Here is a 21,002-nt window from a genome sequence, read left to right on the forward strand (position 1 = left end):
CTATAGTGTAAGCTTTTCATGCTTAAAAATATAGTGAAAGAGCTTACACATGCACCTTATTAGAACAATAAACTACAGATCCACTTCAAATCATATCAATTTGCGTACTTTGGCAAACTTGGCATAAATTCAGGTTTAAATAAAGCCTTGGCAGATCGATAAGGTAGTGTGAGCTCACTCATTCCCTCAGCATAACTTGCTAATTCATATAACGGATAAACAAACACAATACCGTGAACGCCATAATAAAAATTATCACTCAATTGAAGCTTTGAGCGTTCAATCATATGATTTTCCAACCAAATTGAATTTGCATCATATAAAGCATTCAAAATTTTAGGCTGTGCATCTTTCATCACAATATCTTCAAGAGCTAAGCGTTTTTTTGTTTTTAAATCAAAATTCACATATTCTGTATGTGACATGCCATGTGCCGCACCTGCATTATAAATATAACTATCTATAGTGAATGTTGCGATATGACCAAATTGACTAATAAAACGAACCGTTGTAGTACTTTGACTTAAGCCTACATTTTCAGGATCATTAAATACAACTTTCTCCGCAGGTTTCTCCTCAAAAGCAACAGGGTCTGCTTTACGAATTCGGTCTGCAAAATAATCATTAATCCATGCAACATTGGTTTCAACAGTCTGAATATTATATTGCGTACAGCCTTCCGGATGACATACTTCAGCACTAGGCAGCGGCATAACAACAACTTTAGAAAGAATTGTTGGGATGGCTGTATCAACACTTTCAGTCTTTTGTACAGACTCATCTACTACTGGTTCATTTACTGGCTTACAGCCATAAATACCACCAACAAGCATCATCGCCGTTATAAGTCCAATTACTTTAAATTGCGAATTCAGCATTTTTCCCCCAACTTTTATTTCATTCGTTATTTACTACACTATACAAACTCAATGCCTCACATGGAATAACGAAATAGGATTGTTTGCATTAATAAACAGCGCTTTAACAAACCACATAAAAAAAGCAACGTTTCCGTTGCCTTTTTTACTCAAAAATACTTATTGATCAATAATATCTGTGCCTTTTGGCGGAGTGAAATTAAATATAGATGATGGAACCCCAGCATTCACTTTCACATCACTAAAACGAACATAAGTCGTTTGTCCCAACGAATCTTGCAAAATCATTAGTGTTGGAGCGCTTTTAGCACCAAAACTAATGGTTAAGCTTTGAAATGCACCATCTTTTTGTTTTGGATATAACGTGTAATACGTTTTTGCCTTATTGGGTTGAGTAACACGGTAAGTTTTCATAATTTGACTGGTATTTCCAGATAACAACAACGCAGGCGTATTCGAAACTTGTTCATCTAAGCTTTGACGCACAGCCTGTTGCAGGTCAGGATCATAAATCCAAATCGTTTTACCCGAAGTCACAATCGTTTGTTTTACAGGTGATGTAATTTCCCAATAGAATTTACCTGGGGTTGCAACTTTCATAACCCCCTTAAAGGTTTGATTCATGTGTTGAGATGAAAGACCTCTATTTTTTACAGCCTTTGCATTATCGACAGTTGTTTTTTGTTCAAAATTAGCTGAAATATTTTTTAAGCTTTCTAACTGTTTAACCAAACTTGCTGCTGCTTGTTGCTCCGATGCTGCCACAGGTGTTGCAGCAAAAACTGCTGTACTCATAACAGGTGCTAAAGTCGCAACCCCAATAGTTGCAGCACAGATTGTTTTACGAAGCATGTTCATACATTCACCTTTATATTTGCGAAACGCAATTCATTTATTACTTTTATCTTAAACCAAAACATATCGCTAAATTTAGAGATAATAAGAAGTTTTGTATTGTTATTAATATTAAAACCTGCATTTTATCCATCATGATGAAGATAAAAGGTTACTTTTTACAAATTTAAAGCATAAAAAAACCCGCAATAAAGCGGGTCTTTTTCTATTAAAACTTACGCTTCAACAGATACGTAGCGACGACCGAATTGGCCTTTCACTTCGAATTTGATCACGCCGTCAGCAGTCGCGAACAAAGTATGGTCACGGCCCATACCTACGTTTTGACCAGCGTGGAATTCTGTACCACGTTGACGAACGATAATGTTACCAGCAGTCACAGATTGACCACCGTACATTTTAACACCTAACATTTTAGGATTCGAGTCACGACCGTTTTTAGTCGAACCACCGGCTTTTTTAGTTGCCATGTCTATTTACTCCTCGTAATTAGCCTGAAATAGCTGTAATTTTCAACTCAGTGAACCATTGACGGTGACCTTGTTGTTTACGATAGTGTTTACGACGACGCATTTTAACAATACGGATTTTGTCGTGACGACCATGACTAACTACTTCAGCAGTTACAGTAGCACCAGCAACAACTGGAGCACCGATTTGAATGCTTTCGCCGTTCACTAACATTAATACGTCATCAAACGTAATTGTAGCGCCAGTTTCAGCTTTCAATAATTCTACTTTAAGGGTTTCACCCTCAACTACACGGTGCTGTTTACCACCGCTTTGGATTACTGCGTACATAATGTACTCCAACATGCCCGTGTCGTCGTGCCGATAAAGGAATATACCGATCTTAATACGACCGCCACTGGGGGTTATACAAGGGCAAGCATTTTAATAGATATTGAGCTAAACAACAAGCAATTTGCTGTAAATAATACCCAAGTTTACTGTTTATTTTATAAACACCTATTTTTATTTGGTTTTGTCTGTATTTTACTCAAATTAAACACACTACAATTACGTTAATTTTGTTATAAAAAACAGAAGAAATACAGTGTTTCATGTTGAGAGACTTAATTCCCCTGACAACACCTGTTACTATTCTCAAGTTATCATTAAAAATTGTATGATTTAGCTTAGTTAAGCTGCAATGATAACTTTAAACAACAAGATATTTGTTAAACTAAGATCCAATTTCAAAAATGAGGTTTCTCTTCACATGACCATCGATTTTAAGCAAGACATTCTCGCTCCTGTTGCTTCTGATTTTGCCGCGATGGACAAGTTTATTAACGAAGGGATTACTTCAAAAGTTGCATTAGTGATGGCTGTTAGTAAACATGTTGTGGAAGCTGGCGGCAAACGCATGCGTCCAATTATGTGTTTACTTGCAGCAAAAGCATGTGGTGAAGAAAATTTAGAACAACATAGAAAACTTGCCGCTATTATTGAAATGCTTCATACCGCAACTTTAGTACATGATGATGTCGTTGATGAATCAGGCTTACGTCGCGGACGCCCTACTGCAAATGCAACATGGAACAACCAAACAGCTGTACTTGTTGGTGATTTTCTTATTTCACGTTCATTTGATCTTTTAGTCGATTTAAACAACATGACCTTATTAAAGGATTTCTCTACAGGAACATGTGAAATTGCTGAAGGTGAAGTTCTACAGTTACAATCACAACACCAACCAGATACAACAGAAGAAACATATTTAAGTATTATCCACGGCAAAACTTCACGCTTATTTGAACTTGCAACCGAAGGCTCTGCCATTTTGAGTGGGCAAAACCAATTCCGTGAACCACTACGTCAATACGCAGGTCACTTTGGTAATGCCTTCCAAATTATTGATGATATTTTGGATTACACTTCAGATGCCGAAACATTAGGTAAAAATATTGGTGATGATTTAATGGAAGGTAAACCGACTTTACCTTTAATCTCAGCATTAGCGAACACTTCTGGTGAAGAACGTGAAATTGTGAGAAAAAGCATTGCAACAGGTGGAACAGACAACTTAGAACGTGTCATTTCTATTGTTCAGTCTTCTGGTGCATTAGATTATTGCCGTCAACGTGCAACCGAAGAAACTGAAGCAGCAATTAAAGCTTTAGCGATATTACCAGATACACAATATCGTCAAGCACTTGAAAACTTGGCTAAACTCGCTTTAAACCGCATTCAATAAAGCATTGCCAAATCTTACACATTAAAGAAAGATTTATTACTTGCTTATGTACATAAAACTCAATGACTTATTCCTAAAAATGCAAGAACAGCTTGATCTTGATCAAGCTGTTTTAAATGATAGTTTGCTCATTGAATTAGTAAACCGCATTCGCCCCAACGACACTCGCAATCAAGATGAAGTTCACGCAAAATTTAACGCTTTTATTCAAGCAATTTTAATTACGCCTGATGCAGCATCAATCTTACAAAGCTTTGTTTTAAAATTAATTAGTCAATACAAACAAACTAGTCTTTATGCCGATACGGGCATTCTGTCTTTAGAAGGTTTTTGGAACCAAATTTTTCAACGTCTAGGTTCACACTTTCTTCCATTAATTAATGATGAGAGTCAGCTTCAAGAACTTGTTCGTAAGGTCTTTCATCAGTATTCAGACCAATATTGGTTAGACAGCATTCAAGATAAACAATGGCAACAGCTTTTCAGATTGCTCAACCAAGGACACAGCAACCAAGAAGAAAAACGTCTTATTCGTAGCGAAATCATTAAAGCTATTACCGTTTTATCTTACCGCGTGAGTGGTATTGGTTTATATCCTGAATTTATTAATGCTCACCCAGAGTTAACGGAATATGAATCACCTTTTCTCGTTCAAAACCGTGAAGTAAATGATTTTATACAGCAATACAAGCACTTACATTTAGATGATAATAATCTAGTTGCCATCACCCCACCCGATGCAGCTCAAGCATTGGTCATGCTTGAGCAATGTAAAAATGTAGCTACAAAAATCCGTAGATCAACCAAACGCATTGGCGTGAGTATTAGTTTAACTTATCTACTTTCTTTACTAGAGCAATGCTTAGAACGTATAGAAATTTTAATTAACCTCATTGTTGAAAAAAATGAAGTTCGCTATAACTCTTTAGGCTGGCTTCTGAATGATGTCACTACAGCTATTTATAGTGAACGCAGTGTTCGTTCATTGCTCGTCACCAATAGTGAACTTATTGCCTTACAAGTAACGGAAAATGCTAGTAAAACTGGTGAGCACTATGTAAGTACAGATAAAGCAGGCTTTTTCGGAATGTATAAGTCTGCTGCTGGTGCAGGTGTGATCATTGCGATCATGGCAACATTAAAAGTACTAATGGCACGTGCCTCTTTAGCTCCGTTAATGCAGGCATTTTCATATAGCATGAACTACTCTCTTGGCTTTATGCTCATTCATGTTTTGCATTTTACGGTCGCAACAAAACAACCTGCTATGACAGCTGCTGCACTTGCATCTACAGTTCAACAGCAAAAAGGTTCTAGAACAGCTCAAATTGCTGAACTAGCTGCACTTATTATCAATATTATTCGAACTCAATTTGTAGCCATTTTAGGTAACATTTCTATTGCAATTCCTGTTGCAGCACTAATTGTCATGCTTTGGGATGTCACCCTACATGAGCCATTAATGAATCACTACAAAGCTGCAAAAACATTGCATGATTTAAATCCATTCACTTCTTTAGCTATTCTTCATGCAGCAATTGCGGGAGTTTGTCTTTTCTTATCTGGTTTACTGGCTGGTTATTTCGACAATATGGCGGTCTATCGTAAAATTGGACCTCGCATTCAAGCACACCCTCAACTTCGTAAATACATAAAACAAGAGCGCTTAGATAAGTTTGCTCAATACATAGAACGTAACTTAGGTGCTTTAGCTGGTAATTTCCTATTTGGTATTATGCTAGGAAGTATGGGAACCCTAGGCTATATTTTAGGGCTACCTTTAGATATTCGTCATATTGCCTTTGCCTCTGCAAACTTTATTCAAGGCTTAATGCTAATTAATGGCACACCCGATATAGGCTTAATTATTGTGTCTTTTCTTGGCGTGTTATTAATTGGCTTAACCAACTTATTTGTAAGCTTTACACTAACTATTATTGTAGCTTTACGTGCTCGTCGTGTTCATTTTGAGCAATGGAAACCTTTAGCAAAACTTGTACTCACTCACTTTCTAACACGTCCTATAGATTTCTTCTGGCCATCTAAAAATAATTTAGAAATTGAAGACAAACACGAGGGGCACAAAAAGTAATCTCTCTTTATTTATGGCTTTGGTTTTTAATATGTCTAAAAATTCAATGAAATATGCACAAAGTCTATGCACTTGAAAAAAAGTGTACTGACGAGTACACTTTGTTTTTCTTATTAATTGCGCATTAATTTTTTTAATGTATGAAGGATTTATACTCATAAAAAACTAAACAAATAGATCTGTTTATTATTACTTATCAGTACCTTACTTTTAAATAATAAAATCGCAAGCTCTTTAATCCCCAACTACAACAAATGTTTAGTTAATTCAAGAGTAGCGTTCCTAAACATGATTTCTGTTGGTTTTTTCGTTATAAGCAATACAATTTCTGTGTTATTTATAACCATATTATATGTTATATACATTGTTTGTTCTCAAACAAACAATGTCATTGCTACTCAATATTATGGGTAGCAATGTCTTTATGTGACTCTGAAATACATCATTTCTATTTCACACTTTTTGTACATTTAAATATGGTTAAAAGCTTTGATGTTCTTACCTAAGCACATAGGCAATTGACTACTTATGACATACATCTATTTGCAACATCCAAAATATAAAGTATTTATTTTATTTACTTTATTATAGATACCGATAATTGGTGTATATAGGCTGCATTTAGGTGTGCTCTTCCCTTCGAAAATCTAATTCGATTGGAACAAAATTGATTTGGAAGTTACTGCTTTATCTGATTTTCATCAAATATAGTGGTGCAAAAAATTTATAATTTAGATAGAAAATCTAATTGAGGTGGAATAATGATGTCGGCAAAGCTTTGGGCACCCGCCCTGTCTGCTTGCGCATTAGCAACAAGTATTGCACTTGTTGGTTGTAGCAAAGATCCCAAGGATGCTCAGCAAGCTGCTGCAGCTCAACAAATGCCACCTACTGAAGTTGGTGTTATCGTTGCACAACCTCAAAGCGTAGAACAGTCCGTAGAACTCTCAGGTCGTACAAATGCGTTTGAAATTTCAGAAGTTCGCCCACAAACAAGTGGCGTTATTCTGAAACGTCTATTTACTGAAGGTAGCTATGTCCGTGAAGGTCAAGCACTCTATGAAATTGACCCACGTACTAACCGTGCAAATGCGGATAGCGCTCGTGCTGCATTAACTCGTCAACAAGCCAACTTAGGTGTTTTGCGTGTTAAAGAAGGTCGTTACCGTCAACTTGTAGGCAGTAATGCTGTTTCTAAACAAGAATATGATGACATTGTTGCTCAAGTAAAATTGGCTGAAGCAGATGTTGCTGCATCTCGTGCAGAAGTTCAAAATGCTGAAATCAATTTAGGCTATTCAACTGTTCGCTCACCTATTTCAGGTCAGACAAACCGTTCAACTGTTACTGTTGGTGCTTTAGTAACAGCAAGCCAAGCTGAACCTTTGGTTACAGTACAACGTCTAGATCCAATTTATGTAGACATCAACCAATCTAGTGCAGAGCTGTTACGCTTACGCCAACAGTTAAGCAAAGGTAGCCTCGATAGTAGTAACAACACAAAAGTGAAGTTAAAACTTGAAGATGGCAGTGAGTACGGCGTTGAAGGACGTTTAGCATTTTCTAATGCAAGCGTAAATCCAGATACAGGTACCGTTACTTTACGTGCTGTATTCCCAAACCCAAATCATTTGTTACTTCCAGGTATGTTTGTTAACGCACAAATTGTACAAGGTATCGTTCCAAATGCTTACCTGATTCCACAAGTTGCTATTACTCGCACCCCAACAGGTCAAGCTATTGCAATGTTAGTAAATGCAAAAGGACAAGTTGAATCACGTCCAGTAACTACTGCAGGAACGCAAGGTAAAGATTGGATTGTTACTGAAGGCCTGAAAACGGGTGAAAAAGTTATTGTTGATGGTATTGCGAAAGTAAAACCGGAACAACAAGTTGTTGCTAAACCATATCAGCCTCAAGCGACTGCTCCGCAAGGTGCGCAACCTCAAGCAAAAGCTCAAACTGAACAAAAAGCTACTTCAAACAAATAAGGGGTAGACTGAATGGCTCAATTCTTTATCCATCGCCCAATTTTTGCTTGGGTGATTTCATTAGTCATTATGTTGGCGGGTATTATCACGCTAACAAAAATGCCTATTGCACAGTATCCAACCATTGCACCCCCAACTGTCACTATTTCTGCGACATACCCTGGTGCGTCTGCTGAAACTGTAGAAAACACCGTAACTCAGATCATTGAACAACAAATGAATGGTCTAGATGGTTTACGTTATATTTCTTCTAACAGTGCTGGTAATGGTCAAGCATCTATCGCATTGAACTTTGAACAAGGTGTCGATCCTGATATTGCACAAGTTCAAGTTCAAAACAAACTTCAATCTGCTACTGCTCTTCTACCTGAAGACGTTCAACGTCAAGGTATAAAAGTAACAAAGTCTGGTGCTAGCTTCCTACAAGTACTGGCATTCTTCTCAGAAGATCCATCACTATCTGCAGATGACATTAAAGACTATGTAAATTCGAACATTTCAGAGCCACTTAGCCGTGTATCTGGTGTTGGTGAAGTACAGGTATTTGGTGGTTCTTATGCAATGCGTATTTGGATGGATCCATCTAAAATGACAAGTTTGCAAGTCACACCTAGTGATGTTGCAACAGCTTTACGCACACAAAATGCGCAAGTTGCTGTAGGTCAATTAGGTGGTGCTCCTTCAGTTGAAGGTCAAGTACTAAACGCAACAGTCAATGCTCAAAGCCTTTTACAAACACCTGAACAATTCAAAGACATCTTCCTTAAAAACACCACGAACGGCGCTCAAGTTCGTTTAGGTGATGTTGCTCGTATTGAATTAGGTGCAGACAACTATCAGTTCGACTCTAAATTTAATGGTAAAGCCGCTGGTGGTGTTGCAATTAAACTTGCAACAGGTGCAAATGCTTTAGATACAGCAAAAGCAGTTGAAGCGCGTCTTGCAGAGTTACGTCCAAACTACCCTACTGGTATGAAAGACCAACTTGCATTCGATACCACGCCATTTATTAAACTCTCTATTGAATCTGTAGTTCACACGCTTATTGAAGCGATCATCCTTGTATTCTTTGTGATGTTCTTATTCCTTCAAAACTGGCGTGCAACTATTATTCCTACAATGGCAGTTCCTGTTGTTGTATTAGGTACATTTGCGGTTATTAACTTATTTGGCTTCTCAATCAACACGCTTACAATGTTCGCAATGGTACTTGCCATTGGTCTATTGGTAGATGATGCGATTGTTGTAGTCGAAAACGTTGAACGTGTCATGGTAGAAGAACACCTTGATCCTGTTACTGCTACAGAAGTTTCAATGAAACAGATTTCTGGTGCCTTAATTGGTATTACTTCTGTACTTACAGCCGTATTCGTACCAATGGCATTTATGAGTGGTACAACAGGTGTAATTTATCGTCAGTTCTCAATTACACTTGTAACAGCAATGATTCTTTCATTGATTGTAGCACTAACCTTTACGCCTGCCCTTTGTGCAACGCTTCTTAAGCAACATGAGAAAAATGCTGCGCCAAGCAATAGCTTACCAGCTCGTTTCTTCCGTTGGTTTAATACAAGCTTCGACAAACTCGCAGAAAAATACCAAGGTGGCGTCAACATCATGACGCACAAGAAAGCTTTTTCTGGCGTGCTTTATGTTGTTGTTTTAGGTGTGCTTGGTCTGTTATTTACAAAACTTCCATCTTCTTTCTTACCAGAGGAAGATCAGGGTGTTGTAATGACTTTGGTTCAATTACCACCAAATGCTACCTTGCAGCGTACAGACAAAACCATTGGTGCAATGACCGATTACTTCCTAAATAAAGAAAAAGACTACGTGGAATCTGTATTCAGCGTATCTGGTTTCTCTTTTACAGGTGTTGGTCAAAATGCTGGTTTAGCATTTATTAAACTAAAAGATTGGAGCGATCGTAAATCTCCAGAAGCTCAGGTGGGTGCAATTATCCAACGTGGTATGGCACTTAATATGATTGTAAAAGATGCATCTTACATCATGCCATTACAGCTTCCTGCAATGCCTGAACTTGGTGTATCTGCTGGCTTTAACTTACAGCTTAAAGATGCAAGTGGTAAAGGTCATCAACAATTATTAAATGCGCGTAATGCAATTTTAGGTATGGCTGCCCAAGATAAACGCCTCGTTGGTGTGCGTCCTAACGGTCAAGAAGATACACCTCAATACCAAATCATTGTTGACCAAGCTGCTGCTGGTGCAATGGGCGTAAGTATTGCCGAAATCAACACGACTATGGGTATGGCATGGGGTGGTTCATATATTAATGACTTCGTTGATCGTGGTCGTGTGAAAAAAGTATATGTTCAAGGCGAAGCAGATTCACGCATGATGCCTGAAGACTTAGATAAATGGTATGTACGTAATAACCAAGGTACGATGGTTCCATTCTCTGCATTCTCTTCTGGGAAATGGACGTATGGTTCTCCACGTCTTGAGCGTTATAACGGTATTGCATCCATGAACATTCAAGGTACTCCTGCTCCTGGTGTCAGCTCTGGTGATGCTATGGCTGCAATGGAAGAAATTGTTGCAAAACTTCCATCTATGGGACTATCGGGCTTTGATTATGAGTGGACTGGTTTATCTTTAGAAGAACGTGAGTCTGGTGCTCAAGCTCCATTCTTATATGCTCTTTCATTGTTAATTGTATTCTTGTGTCTTGCTGCACTTTATGAAAGTTGGTCAATTCCATTCTCTGTACTTTTAGTTGTTCCTTTAGGTATTTTGGGTGCTGTGGCTTTAACTTTCCTTGGTATGGTTGTTTTCAAAAATCCAAACCTATCCAATAACATCTACTTCCAAGTTGCTATGGTTGCCGTAATTGGTCTATCTGCGAAAAATGCCATCTTGATTGTAGAGTTTGCAAAAGAACTCCAAGAAAAAGGTGAAGAGCTTTTTGCTGCAACACTTCATGCTGCAAAAATGCGTTTACGCCCAATCATTATGACAACCTTAGCTTTCGGTTTTGGTGTACTTCCACTCGCTCTTTCTAGTGGCGCTGGTGCTGGTAGCCAACACTCTGTAGGTTACGGTGTACTTGGTGGGGTAATTAGCTCAACACTTCTAGGTATTTTCTTCATTCCTGTATTCTACGTATGGGTACGAAGTATCTTTAAGTACAAACCAAAACCACAAAATAATCAGGAGCAATCATCGTGATGCAAAATGTATGGTCTATTACAGGTCGTAGCATTGCGGTATCTGCACTTGCGCTTGCTTTGACTGCTTGTCAAAGCATGCGTGGCCCAGAACCCGTAGTCAAAGCAGATATTCCAAGTAGCTACACAAATGCTTCTGGTACTTCGGTTGCTGAACAAGGTTATAAAAACTTCTTCTCAGATCAACGCTTATTACAAGTATTGGACTTAGCTTTAGCAAATAACCGTGATTTACGTACTGCTGCATTGAACATTCAACGTGCGCAACAACAGTATCAAATTACTGAAAACAACCAGCTTCCAACCATTGGTGCAAGTGGTAGTGTTTTACGTCAAGTAACACCTACACGTGACCCAAACAATCCATACTCATCATATAACGTGGGTTTAGGTGTTACTGCCTATGAGTTAGATTTTTGGGGTCGTGTTCGTAGCTTAAAAGACAATGCTTTAGATACTTACCTTGCTACAGCAAGTGCACGTGATGCAACTCAAATTGCGCTCATCAGTCAAGTGTCTCAAGCGTGGTTAAGCTATTCATTTGCCAATGCAAATTTACAACTTGCTAACCAAACGCTAAAAACTCAATTAGAGTCTTATAATCTCAACAAAAAACGTTTCGATGTTGGTATCGACAGTGAAATTCCTGTTCGTCAGGCTCAGATTTCTGTTGAAATTGCACGTAACGATGTTGCAAATTATAAAACTCAAATTACTCAAGCGCAGAACTTACTAAACCTACTTGTAGGTGAAACGGTTCCAGCAAACTTGTTGCCAACTCAGCGTATAACTCGCGTTACGAATTCAAGCTCAATTGGCTCAGGTTTACCAAGTGATTTATTGAATAACCGTCCTGATGTTCGTGCTGCGGAATATAAACTTTCTGCTGCGGGTGCAAATATTGGTGCTGCTAAAGCTCGTTTATTCCCAACAATTACCCTTACAGGTACAGCAGGTTATGCATCTACAGATTTAAGTGATTTATTTAAATCTGGTAATTTTGCATGGTCTATTGGTCCAAGTCTTGATATTCCAATCTTTGACTGGGGTACACGTAAAGCAAATATTAAAATTTCACAAACAGATCAAGAAATTGCTTTATCTGATTATGAAAAATCAATTCAATCTGCTTTCCGTGAAGTGAATGATGCTTTGGCTGTACGTCAGAACATTAACGATCGTTTAAATGCTCAACGTCGCTTAGTTGATGCAACAAACATCACATATAAACTTTCTGATGCTCGCTTCCGTGCTGGTATCGATAGCTATTTAAGTGTGTTAGATGCTCAGCGCTCGTCTTATTCCGCAGAACAAGGTTTATTGTTATTAGAACAAGCTAACCTAAACAACCAAGTTGAATTGTATAAAACACTGGGTGGCGGTGTAAAAGCGAATACATCTGATCAAGTGGTTAAACAACCCTCTTCTTCAGATCTTAAATACAACAAAGCAGATCAAAAATAATTTTTTGATCTTATAAAAAAGCCCACTTCGGTGGGCTTTTTATTAACTATACTTTTTTGCTAATGTGATTAAGGACCATTTACCTTGTAAAACATTTTCAACATAAGTATCTGGTAATAACACATTAAATTCAGATGAACCTGCTATCACCTGATCATAATTACAGATTTCATTTCCCTTTTCATCTGTCAGCACCCAAGTCACAACATCAATTTGAGCATCTTTATCTTGTATACGTACAAGCAATTGACGTTTAATTTCAACACGTCCAACATAAAAATCTTTATCTAAATCACGATCTAATATACTTGCTTGTGTATTAAACTTTTTACCTATTGCATCATAACCTTGGCTATCGTGTATCAAGACACTTTATTTTACTGTTGACCAGATACAAAAACGTAAAAAATGCTGATCGATAACATTAAGTGACATATACCGTTTAGATCTTATAAATTCCAAAATACGCTGTTCAATATTTTGAATAACACCCGTACAGCCACCCCACATACCTGCAAGTATTAATTCCACATGATCTTTCGAGTCGTGCATAGTATGAAACCACTTTCCAGAATCAATCCACTCTTCAACTGCCATCTTTTCTCGATACGATAGAATAGAGTCAGCATCTCGTATCAAGAAATACGTTACATTCGGATCATCCATCACATAAAAACGCCAAAACCGACCTGGCAATTGCTTCATGCTTTCTGTTACAAAAATAACTTGTGCATTTAGGTCTATTAAACGATTAATCACATGTCTAGGAACGGTCTCATCCACATAAAAACGGCAACGCCACTCTGGGAAAATTTTTAAAGCACGTTGAGCATTTAAAACTGCATATTCACAGTAACGAACTTGACTACCAAATAAGGAATAACTAATTATATTTTCTTTAGGGTTATTTGAATTAAAAGCAGGTGCTTTCTTTTTAGGTAAAGCTAAAAAAGGCTCATTAAGCACTTCTTTCTTACGTCCTTCTACCGCTAAACGACCATATTTTTTTTGATCACGAACTTTCTTCAAATAGAAACAGACTTCAGTCAAACCATCATATAAATTAATGCTTACATTGTTGCCGCTCGCCTCTAATGCTTGCATGAAATATTGATAAGCACTTTCATAATCGCCCAACCGTAACACTGCAATCGCAAGATCACTTAAGGCTATAGGATGATTAGGTACTATATTTAACACCTCTCTAACCAAATGAGTTGCTTGTACATAATCATGTCGATCAAATGCTGATCTTGCTTGATGAGAGTAATCTAGTAGAACTTTGTTAAGCGTCTCTAATTGTTCTATTGGAACACCATTATTCATATTAAACTCGTTTCATTTATCTATATATTTTTAGAAATTTTGTTTTCACTAATTTTTAGTATATAAAGTTACGCATACTTATTTTTCATTATTCTAACAGAATTATTATGTTGTTAAGCAATTTAGAATCCGTTCCAGGTCATCAGATTATTCGCCAAATAGATGTTGTATATGGCAGTACCGTTCGTAGTAAACATGTTGGTCGTGATTTAATGGCTGGCTTAAAAAATATTGTGGGTGGCGAACTTAAAGGTTACACAGAACTTTTGGAAGAATCACGCCAAGAAGCAATGCAACGCATGATAGACAAAGCACAATCTTTAGGTGCAAATGCGGTTGTTGGTATTCGTTTTTCCACGTCTAATATTGCACAAGGTGCATCTGAACTTTTTGTATATGGTACAGCTGTTGTGGTTCAAACAGATACCCCTGCTATACCTAACCCATTTCCAACACAAGGTTAAATTGACATGGATGCTATTTTCTTAAAAATTGCGATCTTTGTTGTTTTATTTTCAATTGGTTGGGGCGTTGGTCGTCATATAGAACGCAAACATTTTAGAGAACTTGAGCAGCAAGAAGCACGTTTATCATACATTCTTATGGAAAATAGTCGCTTTAAAACTTGCGATGCTATGGGGCAACTCATCAGTAGCAATGCTGTGATCTCACATGATTATTTTAAATATGTGATTGCAAATATCCAAAATTTCTTTGGTGGCAGACTTACAAGTTATGAAAGCATTGTTGAACGAGCACGGCGTGAAGCCATTGTCCGTCTTAAACTTGAAGCAGAAAAAATGGGTGCAACGACAATTTTAGGACTTCGTTTAAGTACGACTGAACTTGGCATGCAAGGCGGTATGGTCGAAGTCTTTGCTTATGGGACAGCGGTAAAAAGTAAAGCTTAAGCTCACCAAATCCTCTCCTACAAGGAGAGGATTTTTATTGTTTTATTTCACTTTGGTTTTACGAATCATTTTATAAAGTGTGCTTGGTGATAAACGTGATACCCATGTTCCTAGCACTTCTTTTTGCCCACCAATCACAATATATTCTTGTCCTTTTAACAAAGCATTCACAGCAATTTTAGCAAAATGATCTGGCTCTAACCCATTTTCGATGACTTCATCTTGATGTTGTTGCGGCTGCCCTGCTCCATTTAAGGCATTAAATGACACATTCGTTTTGACAAAACCTGGGAAAATAACAGAAACATCAACCCCTTCATCTGCAACTTCCGCACGTAAGCTATTTGCCCACATATGAATTGCAGCTTTTGCAGCTGAATAAGTTGCACGATATTGCGTACCCAATAAACCTGCAACACTCGAAACAAATACAATTCGACCTACTTTTTGCGTTAAAAATGTAGGAAGAACAGTCTTGGTTAAATTGACTTGCGAAAAATAATCAATTTCCATGATTTTTCGCTCAGTTTCCATAGTTGTATCCGCAATTAACGCACGCTGACTCAAGCCCGCATTATTAATAAGCCAATCAATTTTCCCTTTTTCTTTTAATACCATGTCATACGCAGTTTTCACTTGAGCATCATCGGTCACATCCATCACAACAGATAAATGTCGATTTGGCTCTGTAAGTGTTAAACGTACTTTTTCTAATTCTGCTAAGCGACGTGCAGATAAAATAACCTGCGCACCACGATTCGCGCACTCAATAGCAAGAGCTTGCCCTAAACCTGAAGATGCACCTGTAATCCAAACAACTTTTTGCTCTAATTCTTGTGAAATTGTCATCATCAATTCTCCTTATCTTATATAGATGGCTGATCGGGATGTTCTAAAAAACTAAAAAAATGTCTTAACGATTTTTGTGCATTGTCAAAATCGAACTGTGTCGAAATTTTTTCGATTCGCTTATACCCTAACTGACTAGTTAACCGAATAACACCCGTTAAAGTTTTATCGACCACAAAATTAAATTTAAGTAGTTTTTTCGGTGTAAAAATAAGTTGATCAATTCCCAAATCAACAATCTGGATAAAAATTTCAAATGCAACAGCAACACTAAAAGTATCACCAGATTCAATGCGACTCATTATATGCTTTGCCTGTGACACCAGTTCAGGACTTACGCTATACGTTAAGAAATGCCTGCTATTAATGCGACACATATTATTTTGTAAATATTTCACTAAAGCCACTAAGCGCTCGTTACTAAAAAAGGCGATTGCCCAAGGCATATATTTTTTTAAATTTTCTTTTATTTGTTGCAACGTATTTTCCGACTCAAGATCTGAATGTGCACGTATTTTTGCTATTTCCCCAAAAACCTGATCAACCACATAACAAGACATATCTGCAAGAACTTGACCTAATTCTTGAGCAACACTTGCTGAATCGCCTTGTTTCAAGCGGTGAGCAATATTTTCAAACTGAGCAAACGTACTGTTTTCCACACCTAGAAAAACCACATTCTGCATAAAACTTTCCCTTCATTTCTTAATAATTATGATGTCCCTTCACTTATAGAATGTACAACATCTTGTACTGATTACAACACTATTCCAATTGCATACAGTTTGCATTTGGTTAAGCCCCCTCAGTTGCATTTTTTTTTGCTACAATAGACGCAATTTTTTATCCACTTTTGAACTGTTCGAACTATGACTGATTCAGCGCAAAATATCGCGACAACCTACGATCCGACTGAGATCGAGAAAAAATGGTACCAAACTTGGGAAGAGCGTGGTTACTTCAAACCGTCTGAAAAAGGCGAGTCTTTCTGTATCATGATTCCGCCACCAAACGTCACTGGTAGCTTGCACATGGGTCATGGTTTTAACAATGCCATTATGGATGCGTTGACTCGCCATAAACGTATGTCTGGTTTTAACACGCTTTGGCAACCGGGTACTGACCACGCAGGTATTGCAACGCAAATGGTTGTAGAGCGTCAGTTGGGTGCACAAGGTATTAGCCGTCATGATTTAGGTCGTGAAAAGTTCATCGACAAAATTTGGGAATGGAAAGAACAATCAGGCGGTACAATCACCCGTCAAATCCGTCGTTTAGGTTCATCTGTAGATTGGTCACGTGAACGCTTCACCATGGATGAAGGTTTATCAAATGCTGTAAAAGAAGTGTTTGTAAAACTACACGAAGATGGTTTGATCTACCGTGGTAAACGCCTTGTAAACTGGGATCCAAAATTACAAACGGCACTTTCTGATTTAGAAGTTGAGTCTGATAAAGAAGAAGCAGGTTCATTGTGGCACTTCAAATATTTCTTTGAAGATAAGTCACTTCGCACGCACGATGGTAAAGATCACATCGTAGTTGCGACAACTCGTCCTGAAACATTACTTGGTGATACAGCAGTTGCTGTTGCCCTTGATGATGAGCGTTATGCTGATTTAGTTGGTAAGAACATTATCCTGCCAATTACAGGTCGTGCTGTTCCTATCGTTAAAGATGAATATGTAGACAAAGAATTTGGTACAGGCTGTGTAAAAATTACCCCTGCGCATGACTTCAATGACTATGAAGTGGGTAAACGTTGCGAATTGCCAATCATCAACATCTTCAACAAAAATGCTGAAGTTCTTGCTGAATTTGAATACATCGCAAAAGCGGGCGAGCAAATTTCTAAAACGATTCCTGCACCTGCGGACTATGTTGGTTTAGAGCGTTTTGAAGCACGTAAAAAATTAGTAGAACAAGCTGAAGCTGAAGGTTGGTTAGACCAAATTCAACCGTATACGCTTAAGCCACCTCGCGGTGACCGTTCAGGTGTGATCGTTGAGCCACTTCTTACAGACCAATGGTATGTAAAAATTGCACCGCTTGCTGAACCTGCAATCAAAGCGGTGAAAGATGGCGACATCAAATTTGTACCTGAGCAATACAGCAACATGTACATGGCTTGGATGAACAACATTCAAGACTGGTGTATCTCTCGTCAATTGTGGTGGGGGCACCGTATTCCTGCTTGGTACGATGCGGAAGGCAATGTTTACGTTGGACGTAATGAAGACGAAGTTCGTGCGAAAAACAACATCCCTGCCGATGTTCAATTAGATCAAGATGAAGATGTACTCGATACATGGTTCTCATCAGGTCTTTGGACATTCTCGACTTTAGGTTGGACTGGCGACGCTGCGAAAGATAAAGAAAACTATTTCTTAAATACTTTCCACCCGACTGATGTGCTTGTGACTGGTTTCGACATCATCTTCTTCTGGGTTGCCCGCATGATCATGATGACCATGCACTTCATGAAAAATGAAGATGGCACACCGCAAGTGCCGTTTAAAACTGTGTATGTACACGGTTTGGTACGTGATGGCGAAGGTCAGAAGATGTCTAAATCTAAGGGTAACGTGCTTGACCCATTAGACTTGATTGACGGTGTTGACCTTGAAACTCTAGTACAAAAACGTACAACAGGTTTGATGAACCCGAAACAAGCGGCGAAGATTGAAAAATCAACCCGTAAAGAATTCCCTGAAGGTATTCAATCTTACGGTACAGATGCGGTTCGTTTCACATTCTGTGCGCTTGCAAACACAGGTCGTGACATTAAGTTCGATATGAAACGTGTTGAAGGTTACCGTAACTTTGCTAACAAAATCTGGAACGCAACGCGTTTCGTGATGATGAACTGCGAAGAACAAGTGATTGGTCAAGAAGTTCGCCAAGACCTTTGGGAGTTGCCTGAACAGTGGATCGTGAGCCGTCTACAAAAAGCGGAACAAGCAGTGCAAACCGCATTTGCAACCTATCGTTTAGACTTGGCTGCACAAGCGATTTACGAGTTTATTTGGAATGAATACTGTGACTGGTATGTTGAGCTAACCAAGCCTGTTCTAAATGACGAAAATGTATCGGTTGAGCGTAAAGCTGAAGTGCGTCGTGTACTTCTTTCTGTGATGGAAGCGTCTTTACGTTTGGCTCATCCATTGATGCCATACCTAACAGAAGAAATCTGGCAAACACTTGCGCCGAAACTGAACATTGTTGGCGAAACGATTATGCTTGCGCCATACCCTGTTGCTGACCAAGCGCTCATCAATGACCAAGCTGAAGCAGATATGCAATGGCTTCAAGGTTTGATTGGCGCGGTACGTAACATCCGTGGTGAGATGGGTCTAGGTAATGCTCGTTTGTTGCCTGTTCTACTTCAAAACACGACTGATGCGGAAAAAGCACAGATCGCACGTATTGAACCATTGTTTAAAGCCTTGGCTAAAGTTGAAAGTATTACTTTCCTTGCAGATGCTGAACAACCGCCATTGTCTTCTTCAAGTGTTGTAGGTCATGTCTCGGTATTCGTTCCAATGAAGGGTTTAATTGACCCTAAAGCGGAATTGGGTCGTCTACAAAAAGACTTAGACAAGGTTCAAAAACAGCATGACCAAATTGCAACTAAACTTGGTAATGAAGGTTTTGTAGCAAAAGCACCTGCTGCTGTGGTTGAAGGCGAGAAAGTGAAACTTGCTGAGTTTGCTGACCAGTTAGCGAAAATTAAAGCGAATATGGAGCAAATTGCGGCGCTGTAATGTGTTGTTAATTCAACCAAATTTGTAGTATAAAGGGCTGATTATTCAGCCCTTTATTTTAAATTCACTATACCAACATATATCCCCAAGAATATTTTATTATTTTATCTAGAAAACGACTATCATCATCGGATAAACAATATTTTGCACCAAATTTATCCTTAAATTCTTTTAGAAATTCTTGCGTGATAGTCATAAAATATTTTGGCAATTCAAAATGGCTTAAATTTTTTAAAAAATCATCTTCACCGTATAATTGATGAAGTAATTTTCTTGCTTCTTCAAGAGTCTTTTGTTGCTTAAAGAATGCCTCATTATTCTCATCAATTGTTTCAGGATCGGTTTCAACTAACGTTGTTCCATGTGCTAAAATATTTCTTAAACTAAATAAAATTTTTATCTTTCTATAAAGATCTTTATTAATTTCTTTACTTATATCAAATTTTAAAAAACCTGTATAAAAAGAGAATAATTTTTCAATACCACCCTCACTTTCTAAACGAATAAGAAAACTATCTAAAATATTTTCATATGATGATTTTCCAGTAGCTCCTTTTTTTGAGTTTTCTTCAATATGCCTATTAATCTCATTTCTTAAATTTTGAGATAATACGTACCTTAAAGCTCCCTCAATTATTGCAGCATTCAACGAAAGTAAAGGGAAGTTATATACATAGTTATCTATTATTTTTTCTTCTTTCTCAAAAGTTGGCATAAAACTAGCGTTAATTACATCCTGAGAGCTATCAATTTTCTTTGGTGTATTTTTTCTCTTATGCAAAAGAGCAAGTTGCTCATAACTGCGTAACAAAACTTGGTGAGTAGCTAAATTCAAATAAGACATTTTTACCCCTTGTAAAAGTAAGTTTAATCTTCTTATTCTACCCTCACCCCAGCCCTCTCCCATAGGGAGAGGGAGTTTCATTTGATTTGATACCTGCATGAATTTCGCAATGAAGTTCCCTCTCCTCTTAGGAGAGGGTTAGGGAGAGGTATTTTTTAATTCAAAACACACTCGCCACAAATCCTCCAAAACCACATCCGTCCGCCCCAACACATCATGATTCCAATACCGAACCACCGTTACACCCAACGCCTCTAAATACCTCGTCCGTTCAGCATCATATTCAATTGCATCATCTGTTCTATGTTGACTGCCATCCAACTCAATCACTAACCCAATTTCATGACAGTAAAAATCCACAATATAAGGCTTGATCACATGCTGACGACGAAATTTAAGATTCATAAAACGCTTGGCGCGAAGTATTTGCCACATGAGTGCTTCTGCATCTGTGGCAGTGTGGCGCATGGATTTGGCGAATTCTAATAGTTGGGAATCTATTTTCATTTTTGTTATTTCCCTCTCCCTAGCCCTCTCCCATAGGGAGAGGGAACGTTCATTGCGAATCTAATTGTGATTATTAAATTTTATACCAGTTACCATTACCAAATTTACAAGTTAAATCTGTTATGTAATG

18 protein-coding genes are annotated in these 21,002 nt (G+C 38.0%); 8 read left to right on the forward strand and 10 right to left on the reverse strand.

Going from position 1 to position 21,002, the window contains the following annotated elements:
- Positions 1–95: 95 nt before the first annotated feature.
- The 4 genes from AC5YC8_RS01385 to rplU all read right to left on the reverse strand — a co-directional run bounded on the left by AC5YC8_RS01385 (position 96) and on the right by rplU (position 2,534).
- Positions 96–878: an RsiV family protein gene (locus AC5YC8_RS01385; RefSeq protein WP_496163292.1), complete on the reverse strand. Its 783-nt coding sequence runs from the start codon at positions 876–878 to the stop codon at positions 96–98.
- A 159-nt stretch (positions 879–1,037) separates the two neighbouring features.
- Positions 1,038–1,736: an outer membrane lipoprotein periplasmic chaperone LolA gene (gene lolA / locus AC5YC8_RS01390; RefSeq protein WP_496163293.1), complete on the reverse strand. Its 699-nt coding sequence runs from the start codon at positions 1,734–1,736 to the stop codon at positions 1,038–1,040.
- Positions 1,737–1,948: 212 nt separating this feature from the next.
- The gene (gene rpmA / locus AC5YC8_RS01395; RefSeq protein WP_005097774.1) at positions 1,949–2,203 is read right to left on the reverse strand and encodes a 50S ribosomal protein L27; all 255 of its coding nucleotides are present in this window, start codon (positions 2,201–2,203) and stop codon (positions 1,949–1,951) included.
- Between the two features lie 19 nt (positions 2,204–2,222).
- Positions 2,223–2,534: a 50S ribosomal protein L21 gene (gene rplU / locus AC5YC8_RS01400; RefSeq protein WP_004651211.1), complete on the reverse strand. Its 312-nt coding sequence runs from the start codon at positions 2,532–2,534 to the stop codon at positions 2,223–2,225.
- Between the two features lie 421 nt (positions 2,535–2,955).
- Here rplU and sdsA point away from each other — a divergent pair, with 421 nt between their 5' ends.
- The 5 genes from sdsA (at position 2,956) to adeK (ending at position 12,671) form a co-directional block, all read left to right on the forward strand.
- Complete coding sequence (sdsA, locus tag AC5YC8_RS01405; protein WP_496163294.1) at positions 2,956–3,933, forward strand: All-trans-nonaprenyl-diphosphate synthase; 978 nt, start codon at positions 2,956–2,958, stop codon at positions 3,931–3,933.
- A 46-nt stretch (positions 3,934–3,979) separates the two neighbouring features.
- Positions 3,980–6,025: a site-specific recombinase gene (locus AC5YC8_RS01410; RefSeq protein WP_496163295.1), complete on the forward strand. Its 2,046-nt coding sequence runs from the start codon at positions 3,980–3,982 to the stop codon at positions 6,023–6,025.
- A gap of 761 nt (positions 6,026–6,786) precedes the next feature.
- Positions 6,787–8,016 (forward strand): efflux RND transporter periplasmic adaptor subunit, encoded by a 1,230-nt coding sequence (locus tag AC5YC8_RS01415; protein WP_496117443.1) that lies wholly within the window; start codon positions 6,787–6,789, stop codon positions 8,014–8,016.
- Positions 8,017–8,028: 12 nt separating this feature from the next.
- Positions 8,029–11,208: an efflux RND transporter permease subunit gene (locus tag AC5YC8_RS01420; RefSeq protein WP_496163296.1), complete on the forward strand. Its 3,180-nt coding sequence runs from the start codon at positions 8,029–8,031 to the stop codon at positions 11,206–11,208.
- A complete protein-coding gene (adeK, locus tag AC5YC8_RS01425; protein ID WP_496163386.1) occupies positions 11,208–12,671 on the forward strand; it encodes a multidrug efflux RND transporter AdeIJK outer membrane channel subunit AdeK in 1,464 nt (487 codons plus the stop codon). The genes AC5YC8_RS01420 and adeK overlap by 1 nt, the downstream gene beginning before the upstream one ends.
- Positions 12,672–12,713: 42 nt before the next feature.
- Here adeK and AC5YC8_RS01430 read toward each other — a convergent pair whose 3' ends face one another.
- Positions 12,714–13,037, reverse strand: coding sequence for a hypothetical protein (locus AC5YC8_RS01430; protein WP_496163297.1), 324 nt, complete (start codon positions 13,035–13,037; stop codon positions 12,714–12,716).
- Between the two features lie 6 nt (positions 13,038–13,043).
- The gene (locus tag AC5YC8_RS01435) at positions 13,044–13,997 is read right to left on the reverse strand and encodes a tetratricopeptide repeat protein (protein ID WP_496163298.1); all 954 of its coding nucleotides are present in this window, start codon (positions 13,995–13,997) and stop codon (positions 13,044–13,046) included.
- 107 nt (positions 13,998–14,104) lie between these two features.
- Between AC5YC8_RS01435 and AC5YC8_RS01440 the strand changes: the two genes are divergently transcribed.
- Both AC5YC8_RS01440 and AC5YC8_RS01445 read left to right on the forward strand, forming a co-directional pair.
- Entirely contained in the window at positions 14,105–14,461 is a 357-nt protein-coding gene (locus AC5YC8_RS01440) for a YbjQ family protein (protein ID WP_496117437.1), read from the forward strand.
- A 6-nt stretch (positions 14,462–14,467) separates the two neighbouring features.
- Positions 14,468–14,908, forward strand: coding sequence for a YbjQ family protein (locus AC5YC8_RS01445; RefSeq protein WP_496163299.1), 441 nt, complete (start codon positions 14,468–14,470; stop codon positions 14,906–14,908).
- A 42-nt stretch (positions 14,909–14,950) separates the two neighbouring features.
- Here AC5YC8_RS01445 and AC5YC8_RS01450 read toward each other — a convergent pair whose 3' ends face one another.
- Both AC5YC8_RS01450 and AC5YC8_RS01455 read right to left on the reverse strand, forming a co-directional pair.
- Positions 14,951–15,757 (reverse strand): SDR family NAD(P)-dependent oxidoreductase, encoded by an 807-nt coding sequence (locus AC5YC8_RS01450; protein ID WP_496163387.1) that lies wholly within the window; start codon positions 15,755–15,757, stop codon positions 14,951–14,953.
- A gap of 17 nt (positions 15,758–15,774) precedes the next feature.
- Complete coding sequence (locus tag AC5YC8_RS01455; protein ID WP_496117433.1) at positions 15,775–16,443, reverse strand: hypothetical protein; 669 nt, start codon at positions 16,441–16,443, stop codon at positions 15,775–15,777.
- Positions 16,444–16,626: 183 nt separating this feature from the next.
- Here AC5YC8_RS01455 and AC5YC8_RS01460 point away from each other — a divergent pair, with 183 nt between their 5' ends.
- Positions 16,627–19,521: a valine--tRNA ligase gene (locus tag AC5YC8_RS01460; protein ID WP_496163300.1), complete on the forward strand. Its 2,895-nt coding sequence runs from the start codon at positions 16,627–16,629 to the stop codon at positions 19,519–19,521.
- A 67-nt stretch (positions 19,522–19,588) separates the two neighbouring features.
- On the opposite strand, the gene AC5YC8_RS01465 is transcribed toward AC5YC8_RS01460, so the two are convergent.
- Together AC5YC8_RS01465 and AC5YC8_RS01470 are read right to left on the reverse strand one after the other, a co-directional pair.
- Complete coding sequence (locus AC5YC8_RS01465) at positions 19,589–20,446, reverse strand: hypothetical protein (RefSeq protein ID WP_496163301.1); 858 nt, start codon at positions 20,444–20,446, stop codon at positions 19,589–19,591.
- A 57-nt stretch (positions 20,447–20,503) separates the two neighbouring features.
- Positions 20,504–20,872 (reverse strand): endonuclease domain-containing protein, encoded by a 369-nt coding sequence (locus tag AC5YC8_RS01470; RefSeq protein WP_496163302.1) that lies wholly within the window; start codon positions 20,870–20,872, stop codon positions 20,504–20,506.
- Positions 20,873–21,002 lie beyond the last annotated feature (130 nt).

The sequence above is a fragment of the Acinetobacter sp. FY731 genome (assembly GCF_059515905.1).

What these genes read in the sequence shown, in the direction of transcription:
- AC5YC8_RS01470 (WP_496163302.1), bottom strand. Translation starts at nt 20,872, where the DNA reads ATGAAAATAGATTCCCAACTATTAGAATTCGCCAAATCCATGCGCCAC.
- AC5YC8_RS01420 (WP_496163296.1), top strand. Translation starts at nt 8,029, where the DNA reads ATGGCTCAATTCTTTATCCATCGCCCAATTTTTGCTTGGGTGATTTCA.
- AC5YC8_RS01450 (WP_496163387.1), bottom strand. Translation starts at nt 15,757, where the DNA reads ATGACAATTTCACAAGAATTAGAGCAAAAAGTTGTTTGGATTACAGGT.
- AC5YC8_RS01435 (WP_496163298.1), bottom strand. Translation starts at nt 13,997, where the DNA reads ATGAATAATGGTGTTCCAATAGAACAATTAGAGACGCTTAACAAAGTT.
- AC5YC8_RS01460 (WP_496163300.1), top strand. Translation starts at nt 16,627, where the DNA reads ATGACTGATTCAGCGCAAAATATCGCGACAACCTACGATCCGACTGAG.
- AC5YC8_RS01445 (WP_496163299.1), top strand. Translation starts at nt 14,468, where the DNA reads ATGGATGCTATTTTCTTAAAAATTGCGATCTTTGTTGTTTTATTTTCA.
- adeK (WP_496163386.1), top strand. Translation starts at nt 11,208, where the DNA reads ATGCAAAATGTATGGTCTATTACAGGTCGTAGCATTGCGGTATCTGCA.
- AC5YC8_RS01455 (WP_496117433.1), bottom strand. Translation starts at nt 16,443, where the DNA reads ATGCAGAATGTGGTTTTTCTAGGTGTGGAAAACAGTACGTTTGCTCAG.
- lolA (WP_496163293.1), bottom strand. Translation starts at nt 1,736, where the DNA reads ATGAACATGCTTCGTAAAACAATCTGTGCTGCAACTATTGGGGTTGCG.
- AC5YC8_RS01410 (WP_496163295.1), top strand. Translation starts at nt 3,980, where the DNA reads ATGTACATAAAACTCAATGACTTATTCCTAAAAATGCAAGAACAGCTT.
- sdsA (WP_496163294.1), top strand. Translation starts at nt 2,956, where the DNA reads ATGACCATCGATTTTAAGCAAGACATTCTCGCTCCTGTTGCTTCTGAT.
- rplU (WP_004651211.1), bottom strand. Translation starts at nt 2,534, where the DNA reads ATGTACGCAGTAATCCAAAGCGGTGGTAAACAGCACCGTGTAGTTGAG.
- rpmA (WP_005097774.1), bottom strand. Translation starts at nt 2,203, where the DNA reads ATGGCAACTAAAAAAGCCGGTGGTTCGACTAAAAACGGTCGTGACTCG.
- AC5YC8_RS01385 (WP_496163292.1), bottom strand. Translation starts at nt 878, where the DNA reads ATGCTGAATTCGCAATTTAAAGTAATTGGACTTATAACGGCGATGATG.
- AC5YC8_RS01415 (WP_496117443.1), top strand. Translation starts at nt 6,787, where the DNA reads ATGATGTCGGCAAAGCTTTGGGCACCCGCCCTGTCTGCTTGCGCATTA.
- AC5YC8_RS01440 (WP_496117437.1), top strand. Translation starts at nt 14,105, where the DNA reads ATGTTGTTAAGCAATTTAGAATCCGTTCCAGGTCATCAGATTATTCGC.
- AC5YC8_RS01465 (WP_496163301.1), bottom strand. Translation starts at nt 20,446, where the DNA reads ATGAAACTCCCTCTCCCTATGGGAGAGGGCTGGGGTGAGGGTAGAATA.